We start from the raw sequence: 21,840 nt of genomic DNA on the forward strand, positions 1-21,840 counted from the left end.
CTTTTCAGCGTGATTGAAAACCCTTGAAGTCTAGGAAGAACGAGCACTGGCGCGGAGCGAATTGAACATTCGTGAGCACCAGCGCGCAGGACTGACAAAGAATGCGAGGGTTTGTCTACACGCTGGGAACGTGCAGATTCACAGCACGTTCTTTACTTGATTAACAGGATGATGCTGCACGACAACACCTTCTACAGGTACCGTCAGCAAATCGACTTCGCAATGCGGGAAGTTTTGGGCAAGCTGTTCTTTCAGTGCTTCTCCCTTCCCTTTTTCCACTAATGTGAGGATCGTCGGTCCAGCACCGCTCAAAGCCGTTCCATACGCTCCTTTGAGCGAAGCGACATGCTCTACCTTCGACAGCTCTGGAACGAGCATTGTGCGGTAAGGCTGATGAAATAAATCCTTATTCATCATTTCTCCAACAAGCGGCCAGTTTTGCGTCATTAAAGCGGCAACAAGGACGTTGCTTACAGCACTCGCACTAACAGCATGCTTATAGGAAAAATCCTCTGGCAGGACATCACGGGCATCCTTTGTGAGCACTTCATAAAAAGGAATGACCACGACAACATCTACATCCACATGCTGCACTTTAACGGCATGGGTTTTGTCTTCTTCATGAAGACCGATCAGTAAACCACCGAATAAAGAGGCACCCGCATTATCTGGATGACCTTCTACCTCACTTGCATAAAAGAGCTTCTGATCATCTGTCATATTTAATTCAAGAAGCTGATTGGCGAGTTCAATGGCGGCAACGATGGCAGCAGCACTGCTGCCAAGCCCCCGTGCCAATGGAATATCACTCCACACTTTGACATGAACAGGCGGGAGTGTTTTTCCAAAGTCATCTGCGACCTTTTTGGCTGTTTGATAAATCAGGTTGTCGGTGCCTGATGGAATTCCAGCTACGACATCTGTTTCTGCTTCAAACAGCCAGCTATCATGGTCATAGACCGATAGCTTTAAATAGCGGCTGAGTGCCATTCCAACTGAATCAAAGCCTGGTCCTAAATTGGCAGTGCTTCCCGGTACTGTGATTGAAAAAAGCATGGAGGCTTCACTCATACGCGTGCGGCCTTTTCTAAGTGTTCAAGAATTTGATCTTCATCTGCATCGAGTGTGACCGGCTTAATTTGCGAAATATCAATAGCCGTATTTGGATCTTTCAGTCCGTTACCTGTTAGTACCGCAACAACTTTACTGCCTGGCTTGATTTCACCAGATTTCACCTGCTTTAACACGCCCGCAATCGATGCACATGAGCCCGGTTCTGCAAACACACCTTCTTCACGTGCGATCAATTGATACGCATGAAGAATTTCCTCATCAGTCACTTCATCAATCTTTCCGTTTGATTCATCTGCGGCTGCCACAGCTTGTTTCCAGCTCGCTGGATTTCCGATACGGATAGCTGTTGCCACTGTTTCTGGCTGCTCAATCACTTCATTTCGAACGATTGCCGCTGCACCTTCTGCTTCAAAACCACGCATGACAGGCAGTCCAGTTCTTTTTTTCTCGTGATATTCCTTGAAGCCTTTCCAGTAGGCTGTGATGTTCCCGGCATTTCCAACAGGAATCGCCAGTACGTCCGGAGCAGAGCCTAGCTGCTCACAGATTTCAAATGCTGCTGTCTTTTGTCCTTCAATTCGATAAGGATTGACGGAGTTCACAAGGGCGATCGGCGCTTTTTCACAGATACTGCGGACGATTTTCAGTGCATCATCAAAGTTGCCGTCAATGGCAATGATCTCTGCTCCGTACATGACAGCCTGTGCAAGCTTACCGAAGGCAATTTTCCCGTCTGGAATGATGACAATACATTTCATATCAGCACGGGCTGCATATGCCGCTGCTGCTGCAGAAGTATTCCCTGTTGAAGCGCACATGATTGTATCATTGCCTTCTTCTTTTGCCTTAGCAACGGCCATGACCATTCCTCGATCCTTGAAAGAACCTGTTGGATTCACGCCTTCTGTTTTCACATGAAGCTCGATTCCCAGCTTTTCTGAAAGCTTGGCGAGATGGATCAGCGGTGTATTCCCTTCATTTAATGTTAGTTTAGGTGTAGATTCGTTTACTGGTAAGAATTCTTGAAATTCTTCAATGAGTCCATTCCATTTCATTAGCTTAAACCGTTCCCTTCTACTCGGTACGTGCTCTTCACTTGAACCACCACGTCGAGGTCGTTTAATTTTTGCAGGATATTTGAGAAATCTTCTTGTGAGGTCTGATGTGTAATAATTACAATTTCAGCCAGCTCATCGTGTCCTTTCACAGGAAGCTGAAGGATCTTTTCAAAGCTGATGCCTCTTTCAGAAAAAATAGATGTAATGCGGGAGAATGCCCCGACTTGATCTCTGACATGAATTCTTAAGAATTGCTGAGCAAATACTTCTGATGACGATTTGATCTTCTTCTCAAACTGCGGTGCGATAAATCCGCTTCCGTTCACGCCAAGGCGCATGTTTTTCATTACTGCGACTAAGTCTGATACAACAGCTGTTGCCGTTGGCAGACTTCCTGCTCCAGGTCCGTAAAACATCGTTTCTCCTACAGCACTTCCGTAGACATACACCGCATTAAATTCATTGTTAACGGATGATAATGGATGATGATCAGGAAGTAAGGTTGGCTGAACGCTGACCTCTACTTTCTCTCCGTCCCGCTGAGCAATTCCAATCAGCTTCATTGTATAGCCAAACCGCTTACTGAAATTAATATCCTCATCAGAGATATCAGAAATACCTTTCACCTTGACGTCCTCTAAATCTACATTCATGGAAAAGCCGAGTCTTGCAAGAATCGCCATTTTCCTTGCTGCATCCAGTCCTTCTACATCAGCTGTCGGATCCGCTTCTGCAAAGCCAAGATCCTGTGCTTCTTTTAAGACATCCTCATATGCGCTTTTATCGACATTCATTTTCGTTAAAATAAAATTCGTTGTACCGTTCACAATCCCCATCATCTTGGTGATTCGGTCAGAGGCGAGCCCTTCCTCCAGCGTGCGCAAAATCGGAATTCCTCCGGCAACACTTGCTTCATAATAAAGATCACAGCCATTTTCTTTCGCTACATGTAAAAGCTCCGTACCGTAAAGCGCCATTAAATCTTTATTGGCTGTAATGACATGCTTCTTCTCATTCAACGCATCTATTAAATATTGTTTTGTCTCTTCAATGCCGCCCATCACTTCAATGATGACGTCGACCTCTGGATCTCTAATCACATCGTATACTTCAGTTGTGAAGACCTCTCTTGCGACATCCACATCTCTTTTTTTATCGGGATTGCTCACAAGCACTTTTTGTATTAATACCGGACAGCCGATTTGGTGCATTAATTTATCCTGATGGTCTTGGATAATTTTTACGACACCGCTCCCCACTGTTCCTAATCCTAATAGCCCAACTCGAATTGCCTTCACCTGAAATTCCACCTTTCTCCGTAAATGTCCTCTCTAAAAAGACATTTGTTAACCTTACACAGACATTCAATGTACACACATTATAAAGGGGTATCCTCATTTTGACAAGGTAATAAAATAAGAGATTGTCAGAATGAAACCGCTTAACAGCTATTTATATCAAGATTCTATATTTTCAAAATATTTTTGTCAGAAAAGCTCCCGAACACCGGGAAGCTTTATATTATGAACGAACCGGCGTTTTGGCTGGCTTGTCTTGTAAGACAAGTGCAATATTCTCAGCACATAAACGCATCATCGTTTTTCTCGTTTCGACACTAGCACTTCCAATATGAGGGAGGACTGTGACGTTAGGTAATGTCGTTAATGGATGAGATGGACTGACAGGCTCTTGTCTAAATACATCTAGACCTGCTCCGGCAATTTTTCCTGTCGTGACAGCCTCGTATAAAGCATCCTCATCCACAGTCTGTCCTCTTGATACGTTAATGAAATAAGCAGAGTTCTTCATCAGATCAAATGCTTGTTCATTAAACATGTCTTTTGTTTCCGGGGTTAACGGCGTCAGACAGACGATGAAATCAGACTGTTTGAGCAGTTCCTCAAAATCCGCATATGTCACACCAAGCTGCGCTTCTGCCTCGGGTTTTCTGGAACGATTATGATAAAGGATATTCATATTAAAGCCTTTGGCCCGCTTGGCTAGTGCTGTTCCAATGCTACCCATTCCGACAATCCCGAGCGTTTTGTGATGAACATCCGCACCGGCAAGAAGAAGCGGCCCCCAGCCTGTCCAATTTCCATCCTTAATCCAATCACTCGCCTCAACAATGCGTCTAGCTGACGCCATCAGTAGGGCAAAGGCTAAATCAGCCGTCGATTCTGTTAAGACATCTGGTGTATGACATACGGTGATTTCGCGCTTTTTGGCTGCTTCAACATCAATATTGTCATAGCCAACAGCAAGGTTTGCGACCACCTTGACATTAGGGGCCTTTGATAAAAGGGGCTCATCTATTTGATCTGACAGCATGGTGAGAAGCGCATCCGCTTTAGCAGCCTGTGTTTCTAACTCTTCTCTTGGACACGGCTCATCCTCGCTTGGCCACATCTCAACATGAGCGACTTCTTTTAATGGTGTAAGTGATGCTTCATCAAGCTTTCTTGTGATATAGACATAAGGTTTCGTCAAGAAGAACACTCCTTTAATCGATTTCTTTAAGCATAACGAAAAACGTCTCAAGAGAAAAGAGACGTTTCGTCTGTTCACTGAAACTTCAAATCAGCTGCAGGCTGAATCCAGCCAATAGCCGGAATGGGGCTACCACCGCTTCGCATGGCGCTCATTTCTTGAAAAACCTTTAGAAAGTATTCATAACGATTGGCATCATTTAAAACGTAATCTAACCTCTCTTCATAATATGCTTTTTCATTTTCTCCAGACATGTAGTAGCCCTCTACAATTTCAAAATAATGAAGCGGGAACAGCAGACGGCTGTATAATAAACGCTTTGAAAAGGAGGAAAGAGGTGTCACCTGTTCATATTGCTGAAGAAAGGAAAAGCCCTCTTCAATTAAATCTTCCTTATGCTGCACAAAAGTCTCTCTTAAGTATTCGGCAATATCGCGGGTTGGATGATCAAAGACCCAATCCACAGGTATACGAAGCGGCTGCTCATGCGGCCATGTCATACGTGAAAAGCGCTGATGACAGACAGTGCCTGAGTCACCTTCTTTCGGTTCATCATCGAGCTCAGTATCGACTAAATATTGAATGGCATTCTCCGTTAATCCAAGATAATACGGAAACGATTCAATGAATTTTTGTTCAAACCGTTCCAGCGGTTTTTGATGCATTTGCTGCATCCAAAAGCCTTCAAGCTGATCTAATCGTTTTGCCCATAATTCCTTCCAGGCACCGACACGTTTTGTTTCGGATACTTCATATGGAAAGCCTCTTCCCCTAACATGAAAGGCCGCCAGCTCTGACGCTTGCTGAAACGAGCGGCTTGAGATCGGAGGCGCTGCTTTTAATAAAGCGTACTGCTCCTTCCCATGAGTAAAGGTGGGCTTTTCTTCATTTGTTAATTCAAACACAGCGACGTATGGGTCTCCAGCATTCAGTAAATACTGACTGATATGATACATCTCTGCGAGTTCTTCTTCTCGCAAATGAGACACAGGAACAATGAGGAAGAGAGCCTCCGCCGTTTGAAAGCTCTGATAACTGCCATATGGCATAAACTGACGAACATCAATACCAAATGTGTGATAAATGGTTTCTTTCATGTTTTCACCTGCGTTCCTATGATCAATCTCTTATCATATCGTAGTCGCAGGTTGAGGGATTTATGAATACTATTTACTATCCGAAGCTTTTTACACGTTGTGGACAAATTAAGAGGATTGGGTGAGGAATACATGCGGCATCATCATGAGATGAACGAAGTAGAAAAAACAGCAAGACGCCGTTTACAAGAACGAGGCGTAACCATTCAAGATATAGCAGACCTTGTCTACTTTTTACAGGAAAAATATCATCCTGGCTTAGACATGACAGAGTGCATCCACAATGTGGAGCGTGTCATCGCAAAACGTGAAGTCCAAAATGCGATTTTAACGGGCGTCGAACTAGACGTACTCGCCGAGCAAAAGAAGCTGACTGAGCCGCTTCAATCAATACTTGAAACGGACGAAAGCCTGTATGGCGTTGATGAAATTTTATCCTTTGCTATCGTCAATATTTATGGTTCGATCGGCTTTACGAATTACGGATATATCGATAAAGAAAAACCGGGAATTCTCGGAAAACTCAACGATAAATCCACAGGCGAATGCCACACCTTTTTAGATGACATCGTCGGCGCTATTGCTGCTGCCGCATCAAGCAGGCTGGCACATAGTGCGAGAAATGCAGAATAAAGAAAAAGAGGACGCGCGCGTAACGCTTGTCCTCTTTTTTTATGATAATCGCTCAATCCACTCGGATAATGAATCAATGACATAGGTTGGCTGCTTTTCATACTGCTGAAGCAGCTCTTTTGTTGTCACACCTGTATGGACGAGTAATGTGTCCATCCCTGCATTCATTCCTGCCATAATATCCGTATCATAGTTATCACCCACCATGAGCGTCTCAGACACATCTGTTCCAAGCACACGCATCGCTTGTTCCATAATAATGGATTCTGGCTTTCCGATAAATGTCGGCTGAACTGTTGTTGTCACGGTCAGTACAGATGTTAATGAACCGTTCCCTGGCAAAAGCCCTCTTTCTGTTGGGATAGCAATATCTCCATTTGTTGAGACAAATTGTGCGCCTTGACGGATGGCAATCGCACCTACTGCTAATTTTTCATATGTAATGCCCCGATCAATTCCAACAACAACAAAATCTGCGTCTTCCTGACCAAACGTCAGCCCTTTTTCTTCAATCGCCTGCTTGATTCCTTCTTCACCGATCACGTAAACTGACGCATCTTTCTTTTGCTCAGCAATATAATTGGCCGTCGCCATACTTGTTGTGAAAACTTGTTCTTCTGTGGCTGGAATATCGAAGGAAACGAGTTTTTCCGCTACCTGCTTTGGCGTGCGTGATGAGTTATTCGTGACAAACAAGTAAGGGATGTTCAACTCATTTAACTTCTGAACAAATTGACCTGCTTCTTCGATCTTTTCTGTTCCTTTATACATTGTCCCGTCTAAATCAATTAAATAGCCTTTGTATTTCATGATGCTCACAACTCCAATGGTTTATTTAAACGCTGATACTGGGCCAAGCTCCTGCTCCAAGTAGGTACGGATGCGGCTTGGAAAGACCTCTAGCGCCTGCTCTACTTCGCTGATGACCTGCAATAAGTCATGATGATCCACTTCCTGATATTGCTGCACAAGTGTTTTGCGGGATGAGACAAGCTTTTTCAGCTGACTGCCTTCACCTTCTGGTACGACCTTTTCATCAACAAGGATATCCATGATGTCATCATAGCTTCCTGGGTCACGCATAATAAAGCCATCAATCATGTCATTTCCAGTATCAAGAATACATTCGACGAGCAAATGAACAATTCGTTCCAGTGCTTTTTTTTCTAAAGGGCTTGTCCATGTTTGATGACTTTGCATCAACTCATATTGCTCCTCGAAAAAACGTAATGTCTCTTCAATCTTTTTTCTGTCTACGAAATACATTATGACGCTCCCCTTTGCGTTATTTTCTGATTCGTTTTAAGACAAAATAGGCACAGCCAAAATTACAGTATTCATAAATGTATTCATCGAGTGTGCTGATTTTAGTATCAAATGTGGCCTTTTGGTTTTGGTCATCAAAGAACCCTTTCAGCCTGAGCTGATTATAGCCCCAGTCCCCCACAATATAATCATACTTATTTAAAATATCTGAGTACCTTGCTTTAAACGCTTCTTCATTAAAGCCGTCTTTGATATCTCTTACAAGATCAAAGGTAGCATTCTGAATGACGATCATCTTCTCACCTCTTTTTAAACGATCCATCTTTAATGATAATTCATTGGAAGAACTCCATCAATTGCTAAAGCATGTTTTTTCCGATTTAGCCGAAGCTAAAGGAAAAAGGAGGTCACATTTATGAAGAAACAACTGACAGCCGCGATTCTCCTCAGCATACTTTTAGGCGGGTGCGGCTTTCAATCAGGTATGAACCGGCAAGTGGATGAAGATTCTTCAAGTAAAACCATCCGTCTGTCGGATCGTCATGAAGGAAATAATTCCAACATGCCAGAAGCAGACACAAACAAAGCAGGATATGTTCGTTATCAGCGCCAGCAAGTAACGGATCAGAAAGAAAGAACCCCTGCTTTAAATCGTGAGCATCTTGCCCACGTGATTACAAGTTTAACGGTGCAGCTGCCAAACATCAAAGATGCAGCGACACTTGTGACAGATGAGGATGCACTCATCGTGTATCGAACAGGAAACAAAAACCGTGATGAATCTGCCGATCAAGTAAAGAAAACGGCGGTTTCTGTTCTCCCTCGTTATTATCATGTATACGTCTCTGATAATCCAGAGCACTTTCAATCCATTGCCAATTTTTCACGTCTTCAAACCAATTCACGTGATTTTGACCAGATTTTAACCAAAACGATTCAGCAAATGAAGTATTCCCCTCAAGGTGGAGATATTTCAACGAAAGAAGATGCAAATGGGATGACGAATTCCGACCGTACGATGAGAAGAAACACCCCTTATGGCCAAAATTAATATGAGAAAAAACGCCAGAGAGCTCTGGCGTTTTCTTTGTTATGCTTGCGCCTGACGCTTTTTAGACGCTTCGTTTACTTGTTCATCTGCATGGTAGGAAGAGCGCACAAGCGGCCCAGCTTCACAGTGGCTAAAGCCTTTTGACATCGCAATTTCCTTCAGCTCTGCAAACTCATCCGGATGATAGTATTTTTGAACTTTCAAATGCTTTTTCGAAGGCTGTAAGTACTGCCCAATCGCCATAATGTCCACGTTATTGGCAAGAAGATCATCCATGACTTCAATGATTTCTTCCTTCGTTTCACCGAGTCCAATCATAATGCTTGATTTTGTTGGAATGTCAGGCTGCATTTCTTTTGCACGACGCAAGAATTCTAATGAACGATCGTATGTAGCACGCGCACGAACTCTTGGCGTTAATCTGCGCACTGTTTCAATGTTGTGATTTAAAATGTCAGGACGAGTGTCCATTAACGTCTTCAAGTTATCATAATTACCGCCCATGTCTGAAGGGAGAACTTCAATTGTCGTGAATGGGCTTTTTCTTCTAATCGCACGAACGGTTTCAGCGAACACACCTGCTCCGCCATCCTTTTGATCATCCCTTGCAACCGCTGTTATGACAGCATGCTTTAAGTTCATTAATGCTACTGAATCTGCCACGCGTTCTGGCTCTTGTAGGTCAAGCTCAGTTGGAAGTCCAGTTTTCACCGCACAGAAACGGCATGCGCGCGTACAAACAGATCCAAGGATCATAAATGTAGCGGTTCTTCTCACTGCCCAGCATTCATGAATATTCGGACATTTTGCTTCCTCACAAACGGTATGCAGGTTGTTTTCCCGCATCATTTTCTTCAAACCGGTATAGTTTTCATTCGTATTCAGCTTAATTTTAAGCCAGTCCGGTTTTCTTACGTGCTCTTCCTTCTTTGCCAATTCCATCATCTCCATATGAATTCGTTAAAGGTGCATCTACAAAAATCTTCCTGCTATATACGATGGATGCAGCCAAGAAGCTGCAAAAAATTGAATCTTCGGCCTAAAGCCTTTTCTTTAGACACTTTAACATAGTACAGATTGAACAACAAGGGAATGAGCTGCAAAAATACCCAAAAGCCTCCTAAAAAAACCGAAGAAAATTACTAACATTTTCTTCTTATGAAATAGAGTGATCTAACCACACTAAACGGTAGAAGACGATGCTCGATGAAAGGAGATGGACGTTTGTGAAAGTGGTTTTAGCCATCATGATTGCTCTTTCAATGCTCCCTTTACCTGTTCATGCAGAAGGGACCGGCAAGCAGCCAGATGAATTGAAGCAGAGAATGGCCCTATATGAAAAAGTCTCCATCACAACACAGGTTCCATGGTATGTACTTGCTGCAGTTGATCAGTATGAACACAATATTCGAAAAAGCAGAAGAGATTTACCGAAACAAAAAGGCGTCATTGGCATCTACATTCCCCGGGAAATGTGGATTGGACCAGAAAACCCGAATAAACAGGATACCTCTCCTTTAAGCATTAAAGTGTTTGATGGAATTGGGCTTGATGGGAATGGGGATGGCAAAGCAAGCAGCGATGACGATGAGGATGTATTATTCACGTTTGCTCAATACTTGCTTCACTACGGCAGCAGCATTGATCAATTAAAAATTGGCTTATGGGACTATTATGGACGTGATCAAACCGTTGGAATCATTTCATCTTTTATGAAGCTATATAAGCACTACGGCCATCTTGATCTTGGAAAGCATGCTTTTCCTCTACCAGTTGGAGCTGACTACAGCTACCGAAGTACATGGGGAGATGCGAGAGGATTTGGAGGAAGAAGAATTCATGAGGGAACCGATTTATTTGCCCATTATGGACTTCCCGTTCGTGCGACATCGTATGGCGTGATTGAAATGAAAGGCTGGAACCGCTTTGGCGGCTGGCGGATAGGCATTCGAGATATTCATAATCATTATCATTACTTCGCTCACTTAAATGGCTTTGCAAAAGGACTTAAGACAGGTCAAATAGTTGAACCAGGTCAGGTGATTGGATCTGTCGGAAGCTCCGGTTACGGCCCTCCAGGCACCGCAGGAAAATTTCCGCCGCATCTTCACTATGGCATGTACAAAGACAACGGCAGAACGGAATGGTCATTTGACCCATACCCTCATTTGAGGGCGTGGGAAAGAGCTGAACGGAAACGAAAATCGTAAAAAAACAGCCCAATCATTGTTGGGCTGTTATTCCTTTTTCTCCTTTTTCTCTGGGAGAACAATTGGTGGAGCACCTGAGTTTGTTCCGCTGCCATTATAATAATCTGGTACGTCTCCTTGAACGGCTTGTATGGAGACAGGAACAGAGTTTTTGACTACGATTGTTTCAGAAGCAAATGGGATAATGACTCTTACCTTAACCTCGATCAGAACACTAATATCAATCAACGCATTGTTGATGCCATAAGGCTTAATGTTTTTCTCAACGTCCGTGTGCGGATCACCAATCACACTAAAGCGTACAGGTACTTTTGGTCCGAGGTTGGCGATGAGTGCATTTCCGGATGCCTGACCGAGCGGAATGTTATATATAATGCCGTCATGTCCATCTGCTTGATCCTTTAACGCTTCTTTTGCCTCTTTTTGAAAGTTCCCCTTTTCAATGTCCTCTAAATTTTTCTGAAGATGACGTGATAGGTCAGCCATGGCTTTCGATGTTGCTTGCGCATTAAAATCGATGGTCGTCACTTTTCCGTTCTCACTTGTATTCATGACCACCATATCCTTCATATTCTCCTGATCGTCTGCAAAGTCTTGCACTGAATATTGTATGAGGTGATTGGCGATGCGCTCTGTTTCTAGTTCAGCAATGTGAATAAGGGTTGGTTTAATGGATCGGTTGATAAAAAACAAACTAATCACGGTTGAGAGCACAAAGAATACGATGGCAAGCAGCATGACGTAACGAAATGGCAAAGGGCCCTTTTTGTAGGGGCGATAACGGCGGTTCATTCTCAATAAAAAATCCCCCCTTCTCCATTACATGTGTATGCAGACAGGCGGGGGGATAGGAATCATCTCTCTATTTTATTTCACCATTTTTAATAATGCATCTCTTCCAATTGTTCCAGCTGAGATGCCTAGCGCTTCTGCGGCGTATGTCACAGATTCTAAAGGAGCATCGAGCAATTGCTCAATGGTTCTTACACCAACTGCTCTTCCTGCAATAATTCCTCTATCTGCAAGCTTTTCATTCAAGAGCCCGACATCAAGTGCACCGCACATGATATACCCGTGTTCATTTGTTACTGCCATGAAATTTGTCTTCGGCAGTTTGACGGTGACCGCTGTAAAGGAATGGCCATCAATTGTAATAGGTGTTAAATTCACCAAATCCCTTCACTCCTCTCATCACAATCTATGTGAAAAGAGGGCGCGTGTTGTTAGGCTGAAGCGGATTTCATGTGGCTTCCTTCAAGCGCCATGTCAGAACATCACGTAAAAATTCAGGCATGAAATATTCAATGTGTTCGTGATCACGGATATGCGGAAAAAGAGAGCCTAATGTATACATATCGACTGTGCCAACTGTATAGGAGGCGTCTTTTTTGATCAATTGACCATGTACAAAGACATCCTTCACCCGTTTGGCCTCGCCTTTTTCTAACGTATAGCTGAGTCCGCTATATAGCATTTTCCCCATCAGCTCACCTCTAAAGCCGAAGCCTTTAATGCGCAGCTGTTCCATTTTTTCTTCACAGCCCCGCCGAACCGTTTCGATGAGCTGTTGACCGGTAAGCGTCACCCGAATGGGATTAATAGGATGCGGACATATCCGGTGGATTTCTTCTCTTGTGACGATCCCTGCCTCTAATGAATCAAGCACCATACCTGCATTCATCATGCCAATATCTGCTCCGCACCAATCTTTAATGGCATCTGTTAAGAGCTGCGGAAGCGGAGATTCGTCGAACCACTTCGTTTCTAGCTTCGACTCAATTGTTGTGACTTTTTCCTGCATGAGTGCTTTCGCTCTTCTTTCTGCCTGCTGTAAGGTGGTGATGGCTTCATCTGATTCACTGATGAGCTGATCCACTGACTGCACTGTCGCCTTTTTCTCTATCAGCTCTTTGCGCGCTGTATCGATTGTCAGCTCGACGCAGCCAATATAATGCCCATACTTTTCAGCGCATGCAAGAAGCACCCCATTGTCCATTTCGCCCTGTTCTAACAGATGATGCGTGTGTGATCCTAGGATGACGTCGATTTCAGGGAAATCACGAGCGACCTCCCGATCATGGATAATACCGAGATGGGATAAGAGCACAATGACATCTGCCTGCCCCTTCACTTCCTGCAGCATGTCCCGTATGCTGTCAAATGGATCAGTAATGTTCCAGCCCAGCTTTTCATAAACAGGTGTATACGCAATGGTCACGCCTAAGAGACATATTCTCAGTCCGTTTTCCATTGTGATCATATGATAGGGCTTTGCCCATGATGGCCTTTTGCCTTTCTCAAATAGATTAGACAGGACCACAGGAAATTGTGCATTCTCATATAGGTGATCCAGCTGATCATGAGGCAGCGTAATGCCTTCATTATTCCCGATCGTAACTCCATCATAGCCAAGCTGATTGAGGAGCTTGACATTTACCTTTCCATAATCAGCTTCGGATACGAGGTTCACTCGATCCATATGGTCGCCAATATCAAACAAGAGCATCTGATCGTGAACTTGACGCTTTTCTTCAATATAAGCTGCAATTTTTGGCCAGTTCTCAAAGTGGCTGTGCAAGTCGTTTGTATGATATAACCATAGCTTCTGCAGCATGTTGATCTCTCCCTCAAGTTGTCACTGACCGTCTCATTCAGGTTGAAAGCTTCAGTCAGCTCTCGGTTAACTAAATAAATCTAACTGCTTCGGAGACAGGCTTGAATACGTGATATCCAGCAAATCAATCATCTGCTGTCCATTTGCCGCTGCATCTCCGCCGGAGTTATTATTAAACACGACATAGACATCTTTCGATTGCTGATGCAGGATGTCGAGATTCTTTTTCCACTCTTTTAATTCAGCTTCATTATATAAATATAAGTATCTCACTTCACGCCAATTCTCATGGTCTGCCGGGTGAAGCCAGCCCTGTTTATTCCTCCCGTGAAATCGGACCAATGTTTTATCACGGTGTGTAGCTTGTATGACTGGCGGAATGGAGCCTTCTCCGACTTGCGGTTCATCACAGACGGAATGAATCCATCCTTCCTTTTCCATAAAGGATAAAGTCTGCTCATAAAATTCCTCTGAAAACCATGTACGGTTTCGGAATTCGAGAGCACAAGGAATATCACCCATCTTCTCCTTACACCATCTTAAATAGTGGACGTGCTCTTTTTTGCAATCAAACCAAGGTGGAAATTGAAAGAGCACCATGGCGAGTTTCCCTTCACGAATGAGCGGAGTCAGCGAAAGAATAAATGCATCAAACATGTCCTCCTTCGAAGCAAACGGAATCTCCCCCCTTTGATGTCCAGTCATCCCTTGGTATGCTTTCACAACAAACTGAAAGTCATCCGGAGTATCCTTTATCCATTTTTCATGATTACGCTCAGGCTGAACCGCATAAAAGCTGGCATCTAGTTCCACAATGGGAAACGTTGATGCGTAGTGAAACAGCTTTTGCGCGCTGCCAATTTTCGGCGGATAAAGACTGTCATGATCTCCCCAGCCAGTTAATCCGATATAAATCATGTTTCTCACCTCTTGCCACTCTCATGTATAGACGGCTTCCTCACATCAAAGCCTTTGTTCCTTGTGATACCCATATTTCTGAAAGAAATTCTTCTGTCTACAACATATCATATTTGCTCGTAATTCTGAATGAAGATGACTGGCGGCACGTGATTTTATCCTGACGCTCTGTTTGTTTGTCATATTAATTAACAACTTTCTATCTAAAATGATTTTAGCTGATAACATAAAATGCATATCAGAGATGTTGACAGTGATTGTCCATTTTTTTATTCATCTTCACCAATAAAGGAGATTGAGTGGATATGAACATAGACGATAACCAGTTTGACATATTACAAAAAATAGCCAGAAATATTCACGAGCCTGTCTATTTGTTTAACCAGTATGGACGTATACTGTATACCTCGAACTCCATGACGACGAGCCCAGAATGGATGCACATTCTCCCCTTTTTTCGAAGCAGGACAACTCATTCTTTTTCGATGATACATGCTAAACAAACCTTTTCCATCTTCCCGATTGATTTAAACGAACAAACATGTGATTACCTCGTCATCCTTTCTTTCATTCACCCGCAGAATAAAGCATTGCATGGGATGCTTGCAAAAGCAGTGAACGAAATGTCGATTGCTCGTATGAGACAATATGCCGCCCTGCAAACGGCCAAGCGTGCTAGAAATGAAGGTTTTCGCAGATGGATAGAGAGGGCATCGTTTTCCCAGCAAGATCATTTACATTTCGCTCAATCGTTTGGATTAAGCGCCGAATGCCGCTATCTATGTATGATCTGTCAGCTTGACCAGCGTAGTGATACCACATGTTTTATGGAGCAGCAAATGGTTTTAGATCATGTGATTGATCTGCTCGAAAGTGCACTTCTAACCTGCCCATTTCCTGCCTTTCTGTTTGTCAAAGGTGATATGGGTGTTGTATTGATGGAGGAGACTGGCAGTTGGCCGGAGGTTAGCGGCAGTCTCATCTCTTTTTTAAAACAATTGCAGCTGCTTGTTAAACTGCAATTGAATTACACCATTTCTTTTGGGGTGAGTTTGACCGCCTGCCTAATCCACCATCTGTCTGAGGGCTACAATGAAGCATTAGAGGCTCTTCAAACCGGACATCTCTCATCGCGAACTGATTATATTCAATTTTATCAGGCGAAGGATGTACCAGATTTACTAAGGCTTATTCCAAGAAAGGATATGATCACGTTTCACCAGCTGCACCTACACCCGTTATCTGAACCATCACAAGTCGATCAAAGTCTTCTTCACACCTTGTCTGTCTATTTAGAAACCCATTGCCACATTTCAGAAACAGCCAAACGATTGTCTATTCATCGCAACACGGTCATTTATCGCCTTGAGAAGTGTGAAGAATTGCTTCGAATCAGCTTAAAAGATCCTGACGCAACATTGCGGCTGCGCTTAGCCTTCCGTATTCAAAGGTTTCTCACATCCCATCCTGATTGAATTTTTTCTTCCGAAGCTTCATATAGTTTGGAAGAGAAAAATGAGTCTCGAGGAGGGATGACAAATGGATGATGAGCTCCGTCACATCCCGCAGCCCATTCGAAAGGATGGCGCGGGTGCCACCGACTTAGGCCCGCGTGATGTCCTTCGAGATATAGAGAACCCAGATATGCTCGTTCCCCCTAAAACCGATGCCGGAACCATTCCTAATTTAAAATTTTCATTTTCTGATACACACATGCATTTGAATCACGGCGGCTGGTCGAGGGAAATTACGAAGCGGGAACTGCCTGTTTCAACAACGATTGCAGGTGTCAACATGCGGCTCACACGCGGAGGTGTTCGTGAGCTTCATTGGCATAAACAGGCGGAATGGGCGTATATGATTTTAGGCAAAGCCCGCATCACATCTGTAGATGAAGAAGGGCGAAATATGATCGCTGATATAGAAGAAGGTGATTTGTGGTATTTTCCACCTGGTATCCCGCACTCCATCCAAGGGCTTGAGGATGGATGTGAGTTCCTTCTTGTATTTGATGATGGCGATTTTTCTGAATTTGATACATTCACGATCACAGACTGGTTTGCCCATACACCGAAAGAGATTCTATCCGCCAATTTTGGTGTTCCTAAGAAATTGTTTGACCGTATACCGAATAAGCAGCGCTATATGTTTCAAGGCTCACCGCCGGCATCTTTAGAAAGCCAAATGGTATCTGATCCATACGGGAGCATTAAGCCGCCATTTACGCACCAGCTTCTTCGTCAAAAGCCGCTAACGACCTCAGGCGGAACCGTCCGAATTGTCGACTCACAGAATTTCCCGATTTCAAAAACGATTGCGGCTGCACTTGTCGAAGTAAAACCTGGCGGCATGAGAGAAATGCACTGGCACCCTAATAATGATGAGTGGCAATACTATTTAACCGGCACGGCCAAAATGACGGTCTTTGGAGCAGGAGGTACTGCCCGCACCTTTAATTACAGAGCAGGTGATGTTGGATATGTTCCTTTTGGTATGGGGCATTACATCCAAAATATCGGCCAAACGAGCCTTTGGTTTTTAGAAATTTTTAAAAGTGACCGGTTTGCAGATATTTCGTTGAATCAGTGGATGGCCTTAATCCCGCCTCAATTAGTGAAAGAGCATTTACACGTAGATGATGCGATGATTCGTGCGCTTCATAAAGAAAAATCACCTGTCGTGAAATATGAGAGATGATGCGATTGTATTGATAAAAAAACCGATCATTTTTTAGATGATCGGTTTTTTATCATGGCTACCCTTATCGATACCATGCTTTTGCTAAATTGTTTTTAAAGTTACTATCTTTGAAAGGTACGTTTGCACTACCAAAGTCTGTTGTATTCAATGCATGTCTTGCTGCCGGCGTTAGATCATCCCAGCCAATTAAAGGCTGCATCCCTTTACCGCTCACATTGCCGCTTACATCCAGCTCGTGGTTCAATGGCCAGTTGCTATCATAACCAACCAAAGGATTTGTTCCTAAAATACTTGCGGCACTCGGTGCTGCTTTCTTATATTGCCCATGACCTGAGTAAGCTATCGATTGAACACGCGGGCTCGCTACAGCTGGGTTGTCAATCCAAACGACAATGGATTCCCAGTCATGACGGTGACCGAAGCCTGGTGAAGGATTATCTTTTGGGAAATACCAAGCATACATAATTGCCCAGCTGCCATTGTACCAATCTGAACGTGAATATACTTGACCGATATTACTGCTGCATCCACCATTATGTGAACCGCTCGTTTTTAACCCTCTACTTGTGTTTCCAGCAGCATCTACAGCTGGGAATGGTACACATCCATGCCATACTTTCAAATAAGGCTGAAATTTTTTCGCCGCTTTTTGTGTAACAGTTGTTGGATTGACTTCTCTAAAACCAACTACCTTGTCATGATCAATTTCTGCCGCATGAACTGCTGATGGCACTGCTGTACTAAACATGGTGACGATAAAAAATATAATGGCAAACATAAACTTCTTCATTTTCTATCCCCTTTTCTCTTGATTATCTCAGTTACCTCATGCTGTCGAGATTGATGTTACCATTGCGGAAAAAACCAATCAATCACTTTTTACACAAAATGTATATTTTAGTATTTTATTAACAAGTTTTTATTGATCTCAAAGACCTAAATTTATGGATTTCTTCTCAGTAAAAGGTGTAAATATTGATAAACTATACTATTCATTTAGATAAAATATAAAACATATACTATTTCTAATTGGAATTTTTCTAAATGTATTTCATTCAATAAAAAAAGATTGTAGATCAACTACAATCTTCCTTGCGCTGCATGAGCATGCTGCACTTTTTCCCCCACACGATGGATGCAGCGAAGCTGACGCAAAGCACCAGTGTTCCAAACATAAAAGGAAACTCAATATTCACATCAAATAATATTCCCGCAAGACTCGGTCCGACGATATTGGCAAGGCTCATAAAGGATGTATTGAGACCGCCTGCTATCCCTTGCTGATTGCCTGCCATCTTGGACAGCAATGTATTGAGGGCTGGTCTGACAAATGACGTAGCCGATAAAAATAAAATCGAACCTGTAAAGATCAACCAAAAGGAAGGCGCATAACGGCAGGCGATCAGCATGAAAGCCGCACCTAACAGCGCATAACGCACGACTCTCATCTCTCCAAATCGTTTCACACAGGCATTCACTAACGCACCTTGGACAAGCACCCCAGCGAGACCCGCAACCGTAATCACAAAGGCAATATCCTTCGGTGAAAATCCGTGTTTTTGGTCTACATATAAGCCGAAAATCGATTCAAAGTGAATGATCCCGAAATTGAGGACAAAGGCCAATATAAACAAAAAACCGTATGATGTCTTTAGAGCCTCGATCATTTGTACAAAAGGATTGAAATGAATGTCCTTGTTGAGCCGCGCCTCTTCCTGCTTTTCCTTTGTTAATGTTTCAGGTAAGAATAGGATGGATAACAAAGTAGAAAGGGCAGCAAAGGAACCGGCAATGAGAAATGGAAATGCGATCCCGTACTCAGCCAAATAGCCGCCTACGCCCGGCCCAATGACAAAACCTAGTGTCATCGCTGCACTGAATAGACCCATTCCTTTCCCTCGGTCCTTTTCACTTGTGATATCAGCGATGTATGCAAACATGGCCGGCATGAGCAAAGCCCCGGCAGCACCGCCTAAAAACCGAGACACAAACAGCATCCAAAGCTGATCAGCAAAAGCAAAAATAAACTGAGCAATCGTAAAGCCGGCAATCCCGGCAATGATCAATTTTCTTCGTCCAAATCGATCGGTCAGTGCGCCGGCGATCGGCGATAACGCAAATTGTGTGAGGCCTGTTGCAGCGACAAGAAAACCGAGTGTTTTTCCTGTTGCGCCAAAGGCTTCGATGTAACTCGGCATAACAGGTACAATGAGGCCAAAACCAAGCATGGCAATAAAAATATTGAGCATCAAAATGTATAATCTGCCCATCTTCTTCATACAAAAAACCTCTTTCTGCAAAATAAATGAAAATGATGACAAAAAGGATGAGAACTTCTCCAGTATAGCGATAACCTTATCTATAAGTCTAGTTTTTCAAAAATTAGCGTTCTTTTCCAAATAAAAAAATACCCGCCAGTGGCGAGTATGATGTATCTATTCAGCATGTTCATAGATAGAAAGAGCCGCCTGAAGCCCTGCTCCGCAATGGATAGATGCACCGTGTTTGATGAGAATCGCTTCCAGCCCTGCTAACACAAACAGCACATTTTCCTTTCGGCAGCTGTAGCCCATTGTCCCAATTCTCCATATACGGCCGGCAAGCGGTCCAAAGGAGCTTGCAATCTCAATTCCAAAATGATGAAGCAGGTCGAAACGGACCGCTTCTCCGTCAATACCCTTTGGAATGACAACACAGGTCACAACCGGCATTTTACAATCTGGATCACCAAACAATTCAAGCCCCATCGCTTCAAGACCTTTCATCAAGGCTTTTTCATGATACGTGTGTCTTTGAAAACGTTCAGACAGCCCTTCTTCCAGCACAAGACGAACCCCTTCTCGCAGTGCATAGAGCATCGTTGTCGCTTCTGTATGATGATTTAATCGTCTTGGGCTCCAATAATCCTGAAGCTGGCTTAAATCAAAATAATTGCTTTTGATTGGAGAAATATCGATCTGTTTTTGTAATTCATCCTGTGTCGCTATCCCTTTTTCTACTTTCTTTCTCGATTCAATGACAGCTGCGACTCGGTCATTATATGTAATAGGTGACATGCCTGATGGAACAGATAAACATTTCTGCGTGCCGCCAATCGCCGCATCAATTTCCCATTCGTCCACTTTTACCTCGACACCGCCAATGGTCGCCACAGCGTCTACAATGAACAGCGCATCAAGAACCCGGCATGCTTCACCGATTTGCTTGAGCGGCTGCAACCGTCCGGTGGATGTTTCACCATGAACCATGGCAACGATTTTAGGCTTGACCTGCTTTATTTCTTGGATGATGTCGGCAGGATCAAAAACCGTCCCCCATTCACATTCCATAGTATGTACCTCAGCACCGTAGCGCTGCCCTATTTCAATGAGCAGGTGACCGAAGCGTCCAAAGACAGGCACAAGCATCGAATCTCCCGGCTCAATCACACTGGCGAGCACAGCTTCAAGCCCTGAACGGGACGTACCGTCAATTGGATAAGCCCATTTGTTTTCTGTTTGAAAAAGTGACCGCAATAAGGTCATTGTTTCGTTCATTATGTGTGTAAATGCTGGATCAAATTGACCGAGAATAGGGGTGCTCATCACACGGAGCACTCTCGGGTCTACTTCTACGGGCCCCGGTGTCATTATCGTTCTCGAAGGTGTTTGCAGTTCTTTCACGTTATCCATCCTCTCCCTTGCTGTCCATCCTTATAAGCCCACTTATACAGGAATGCTCCTAAAATAGCAATCTCTTTTCCTACGAACTCATTACATAAAATTTACGAGAAATCCATTTATTTCTTCATGACAATATGATAGAAATAAAGAGAATACATTCCCTATCAAGGAGGAAATCGAATGAAAAGAACTTTATTTGGAACTGTGGCCGCCGGAATCATGATATTCGGCACATTCGCCGCCCCGCTGCCTCCAGCTGCAAACGCTCAAGGTTTCAATCTGAATGAACCTAGTCAAACGATCACCTTTTCCCCGTTACAGCTTCAAAACGAAACATCTGCACAACAAACGCAAACTGCCGCCACAAGTCAAATCGATTCCTATTACCAATCTGCTGCTGGCAAATCAGGACCCGCTCTTAAAAAGGCTTTACACGATATCATTGATGATCATACGCAGCTATCCTACAGCCAGGTTTGGGATGCATTAAAGAAAACAGATGAAGACCCCAATAACCCAAACAATGTGCTGCTGCTTTATAGTGGTGCCTCCCGCTCAAAGCAAGCGAATGGCGGGAATGTGGGCCAGTGGAACAGAGAGCATGTCTGGGCAAAGTCTCATGGCAATTTTGGGACAAGTCAGGGGCCTGGGACAGATCTCCACCACCTTCGTGCGACAGATGTGCAAACGAACAGCACACGTGGAAATTTAGATTTTGATACAGGCGGTAATGAATACAAAGGGGCGCCGGGCAATTTCTACGATAGCGACTCCTTCGAACCTCACAGCCGGGTCAAAGGAGATGTTGCGAGAATGCTCTTTTATATGGCGGTTCGCTACGAAGGTGATGACCGCTTTCCAGATTTAGAATTAAACGACAAAGTGAATAATGGAAGCTCGCCTCTTCACGGCAAAATGTCTGTGCTTCTCAAATGGCACAAGCAGGACCCAGTCGATCAAATCGAACGGAACCGCAATGAGATCATATATCAAACGTATCAGCACAACCGCAATCCTTTTATTGATCATCCTGAATGGGTAAGTGAGATTTGGGAATAAAAAAAGGC

22 protein-coding genes are annotated in these 21,840 nt (G+C 43.7%); 6 read left to right on the top strand and 16 right to left on the bottom strand.

All coding sequences use genetic code 11. The features are described from left to right. Nucleotides 1–138: 138 nt before the first annotated feature. The 5 genes from thrB to yutH all read right to left on the bottom strand — a co-directional run bounded on the left by thrB (nucleotide 139) and on the right by yutH (nucleotide 5,719). Entirely contained in the window at nucleotides 139–1,071 is a 933-nt protein-coding gene (thrB, locus tag NSQ72_RS14635) for a homoserine kinase (protein ID WP_058838100.1), read from the bottom strand. Next, entirely contained in the window at nucleotides 1,068–2,129 is a 1,062-nt protein-coding gene (gene thrC / locus NSQ72_RS14640) for a threonine synthase (protein ID WP_144490160.1), read from the bottom strand. Before thrC ends, thrB begins: the two co-directional genes overlap by 4 nt. Then, the gene (locus NSQ72_RS14645; RefSeq protein WP_151284711.1) at nucleotides 2,129–3,430 is read right to left on the bottom strand and encodes a homoserine dehydrogenase; all 1,302 of its coding nucleotides are present in this window, start codon (nucleotides 3,428–3,430) and stop codon (nucleotides 2,129–2,131) included. Before NSQ72_RS14645 ends, thrC begins: the two co-directional genes overlap by 1 nt. Nucleotides 3,431–3,653: 223 nt before the next feature. Then, the gene (locus NSQ72_RS14650) at nucleotides 3,654–4,622 is read right to left on the bottom strand and encodes a 2-hydroxyacid dehydrogenase (RefSeq protein ID WP_144490158.1); all 969 of its coding nucleotides are present in this window, start codon (nucleotides 4,620–4,622) and stop codon (nucleotides 3,654–3,656) included. A 74-nt stretch (nucleotides 4,623–4,696) separates the two neighbouring features. Beyond that, nucleotides 4,697–5,719, bottom strand: coding sequence for a spore coat putative kinase YutH (yutH, locus tag NSQ72_RS14655; RefSeq protein WP_059375953.1), 1,023 nt, complete (start codon nucleotides 5,717–5,719; stop codon nucleotides 4,697–4,699). 132 nt (nucleotides 5,720–5,851) lie between these two features. Between yutH and NSQ72_RS14660 the strand changes: the two genes are divergently transcribed. Beyond that, entirely contained in the window at nucleotides 5,852–6,352 is a 501-nt protein-coding gene (locus tag NSQ72_RS14660) for a phosphatidylglycerophosphatase A family protein (RefSeq protein WP_341084394.1), read from the top strand. Nucleotides 6,353–6,391: 39 nt separating this feature from the next. Here NSQ72_RS14660 and NSQ72_RS14665 read toward each other — a convergent pair whose 3' ends face one another. Genes NSQ72_RS14665 through NSQ72_RS14675 form a run of 3 tightly spaced genes read right to left on the bottom strand, consistent with a single transcriptional unit; the run spans nucleotide 6,392 to nucleotide 7,913 of the window. Beyond that, nucleotides 6,392–7,165 carry a TIGR01457 family HAD-type hydrolase gene (locus tag NSQ72_RS14665; RefSeq protein WP_099663641.1) on the bottom strand — a complete coding sequence of 258 codons (774 nt, stop codon included), beginning with the start codon at nucleotides 7,163–7,165 and terminating at the stop codon, nucleotides 6,392–6,394. A gap of 18 nt (nucleotides 7,166–7,183) precedes the next feature. Then, nucleotides 7,184–7,618 carry a DUF86 domain-containing protein gene (locus NSQ72_RS14670; protein ID WP_039181197.1) on the bottom strand — a complete coding sequence of 145 codons (435 nt, stop codon included), beginning with the start codon at nucleotides 7,616–7,618 and terminating at the stop codon, nucleotides 7,184–7,186. 19 nt (nucleotides 7,619–7,637) lie between these two features. After that, complete coding sequence (locus tag NSQ72_RS14675; RefSeq protein ID WP_039181199.1) at nucleotides 7,638–7,913, bottom strand: YutD family protein; 276 nt, start codon at nucleotides 7,911–7,913, stop codon at nucleotides 7,638–7,640. A gap of 120 nt (nucleotides 7,914–8,033) precedes the next feature. Between NSQ72_RS14675 and NSQ72_RS14680 the strand changes: the two genes are divergently transcribed. Next, on the top strand, nucleotides 8,034–8,669 hold the full coding sequence (locus NSQ72_RS14680) for a YhcN/YlaJ family sporulation lipoprotein (protein ID WP_268465225.1): 636 nt from the start codon (nucleotides 8,034–8,036) through the stop codon (nucleotides 8,667–8,669). Nucleotides 8,670–8,708: 39 nt separating this feature from the next. On the opposite strand, the gene lipA is transcribed toward NSQ72_RS14680, so the two are convergent. After that, nucleotides 8,709–9,605, bottom strand: coding sequence for a lipoyl synthase (gene lipA / locus NSQ72_RS14685; RefSeq protein ID WP_008360456.1), 897 nt, complete (start codon nucleotides 9,603–9,605; stop codon nucleotides 8,709–8,711). Between the two features lie 326 nt (nucleotides 9,606–9,931). Here lipA and NSQ72_RS14690 point away from each other — a divergent pair, with 326 nt between their 5' ends. Next, complete coding sequence (locus tag NSQ72_RS14690; RefSeq protein ID WP_228280212.1) at nucleotides 9,932–10,879, top strand: M23 family metallopeptidase; 948 nt, start codon at nucleotides 9,932–9,934, stop codon at nucleotides 10,877–10,879. A 27-nt stretch (nucleotides 10,880–10,906) separates the two neighbouring features. On the opposite strand, the gene yunB is transcribed toward NSQ72_RS14690, so the two are convergent. The 4 genes from yunB to NSQ72_RS14710 all read right to left on the bottom strand — a co-directional run bounded on the left by yunB (nucleotide 10,907) and on the right by NSQ72_RS14710 (nucleotide 14,411). Next, nucleotides 10,907–11,677 (bottom strand): sporulation protein YunB, encoded by a 771-nt coding sequence (gene yunB / locus NSQ72_RS14695; RefSeq protein ID WP_082672222.1) that lies wholly within the window; start codon nucleotides 11,675–11,677, stop codon nucleotides 10,907–10,909. A 69-nt stretch (nucleotides 11,678–11,746) separates the two neighbouring features. Beyond that, nucleotides 11,747–12,052 carry a YunC family protein gene (locus NSQ72_RS14700; RefSeq protein ID WP_024425980.1) on the bottom strand — a complete coding sequence of 102 codons (306 nt, stop codon included), beginning with the start codon at nucleotides 12,050–12,052 and terminating at the stop codon, nucleotides 11,747–11,749. 67 nt (nucleotides 12,053–12,119) lie between these two features. Further along, a complete protein-coding gene (locus tag NSQ72_RS14705) occupies nucleotides 12,120–13,493 on the bottom strand; it encodes a bifunctional metallophosphatase/5'-nucleotidase (RefSeq protein ID WP_341084397.1) in 1,374 nt (457 codons plus the stop codon). A gap of 66 nt (nucleotides 13,494–13,559) precedes the next feature. Then, a complete protein-coding gene (locus NSQ72_RS14710; RefSeq protein WP_064498081.1) occupies nucleotides 13,560–14,411 on the bottom strand; it encodes a DUF72 domain-containing protein in 852 nt (283 codons plus the stop codon). A 305-nt stretch (nucleotides 14,412–14,716) separates the two neighbouring features. Here NSQ72_RS14710 and NSQ72_RS14715 point away from each other — a divergent pair, with 305 nt between their 5' ends. Together NSQ72_RS14715 and NSQ72_RS14720 are read left to right on the top strand one after the other, a co-directional pair. Next, nucleotides 14,717–15,886 (top strand): PucR family transcriptional regulator, encoded by a 1,170-nt coding sequence (locus NSQ72_RS14715; RefSeq protein WP_064498080.1) that lies wholly within the window; start codon nucleotides 14,717–14,719, stop codon nucleotides 15,884–15,886. A 64-nt stretch (nucleotides 15,887–15,950) separates the two neighbouring features. Further along, nucleotides 15,951–17,108 carry an oxalate decarboxylase family bicupin gene (locus NSQ72_RS14720; RefSeq protein WP_341084399.1) on the top strand — a complete coding sequence of 386 codons (1,158 nt, stop codon included), beginning with the start codon at nucleotides 15,951–15,953 and terminating at the stop codon, nucleotides 17,106–17,108. A 64-nt stretch (nucleotides 17,109–17,172) separates the two neighbouring features. Here the strand turns inward: NSQ72_RS14720 and NSQ72_RS14725 are convergent, their stop codons facing one another. From NSQ72_RS14725 to NSQ72_RS14735, 3 genes are all read right to left on the bottom strand, one after another. Then, the gene (locus NSQ72_RS14725; RefSeq protein WP_039181218.1) at nucleotides 17,173–17,901 is read right to left on the bottom strand and encodes an NPP1 family protein; all 729 of its coding nucleotides are present in this window, start codon (nucleotides 17,899–17,901) and stop codon (nucleotides 17,173–17,175) included. Nucleotides 17,902–18,187: 286 nt separating this feature from the next. Further along, nucleotides 18,188–19,390: an MFS transporter gene (locus NSQ72_RS14730; protein WP_341084400.1), complete on the bottom strand. Its 1,203-nt coding sequence runs from the start codon at nucleotides 19,388–19,390 to the stop codon at nucleotides 18,188–18,190. A 156-nt stretch (nucleotides 19,391–19,546) separates the two neighbouring features. Continuing rightward, nucleotides 19,547–20,782 carry a pyridoxal-phosphate-dependent aminotransferase family protein gene (locus NSQ72_RS14735; RefSeq protein WP_268465215.1) on the bottom strand — a complete coding sequence of 412 codons (1,236 nt, stop codon included), beginning with the start codon at nucleotides 20,780–20,782 and terminating at the stop codon, nucleotides 19,547–19,549. 171 nt (nucleotides 20,783–20,953) lie between these two features. Here NSQ72_RS14735 and NSQ72_RS14740 point away from each other — a divergent pair, with 171 nt between their 5' ends. Next, entirely contained in the window at nucleotides 20,954–21,832 is an 879-nt protein-coding gene (locus NSQ72_RS14740; protein WP_341084401.1) for an endonuclease I family protein, read from the top strand. Nucleotides 21,833–21,840: the final 8 nt, after the last annotated feature.

It is taken from the genome of Bacillus sp. FSL R5-0659, assembly GCF_038008785.1.
Taxonomy (GTDB): domain Bacteria; phylum Bacillota; class Bacilli; order Bacillales; family Bacillaceae; genus Bacillus; species Bacillus safensis.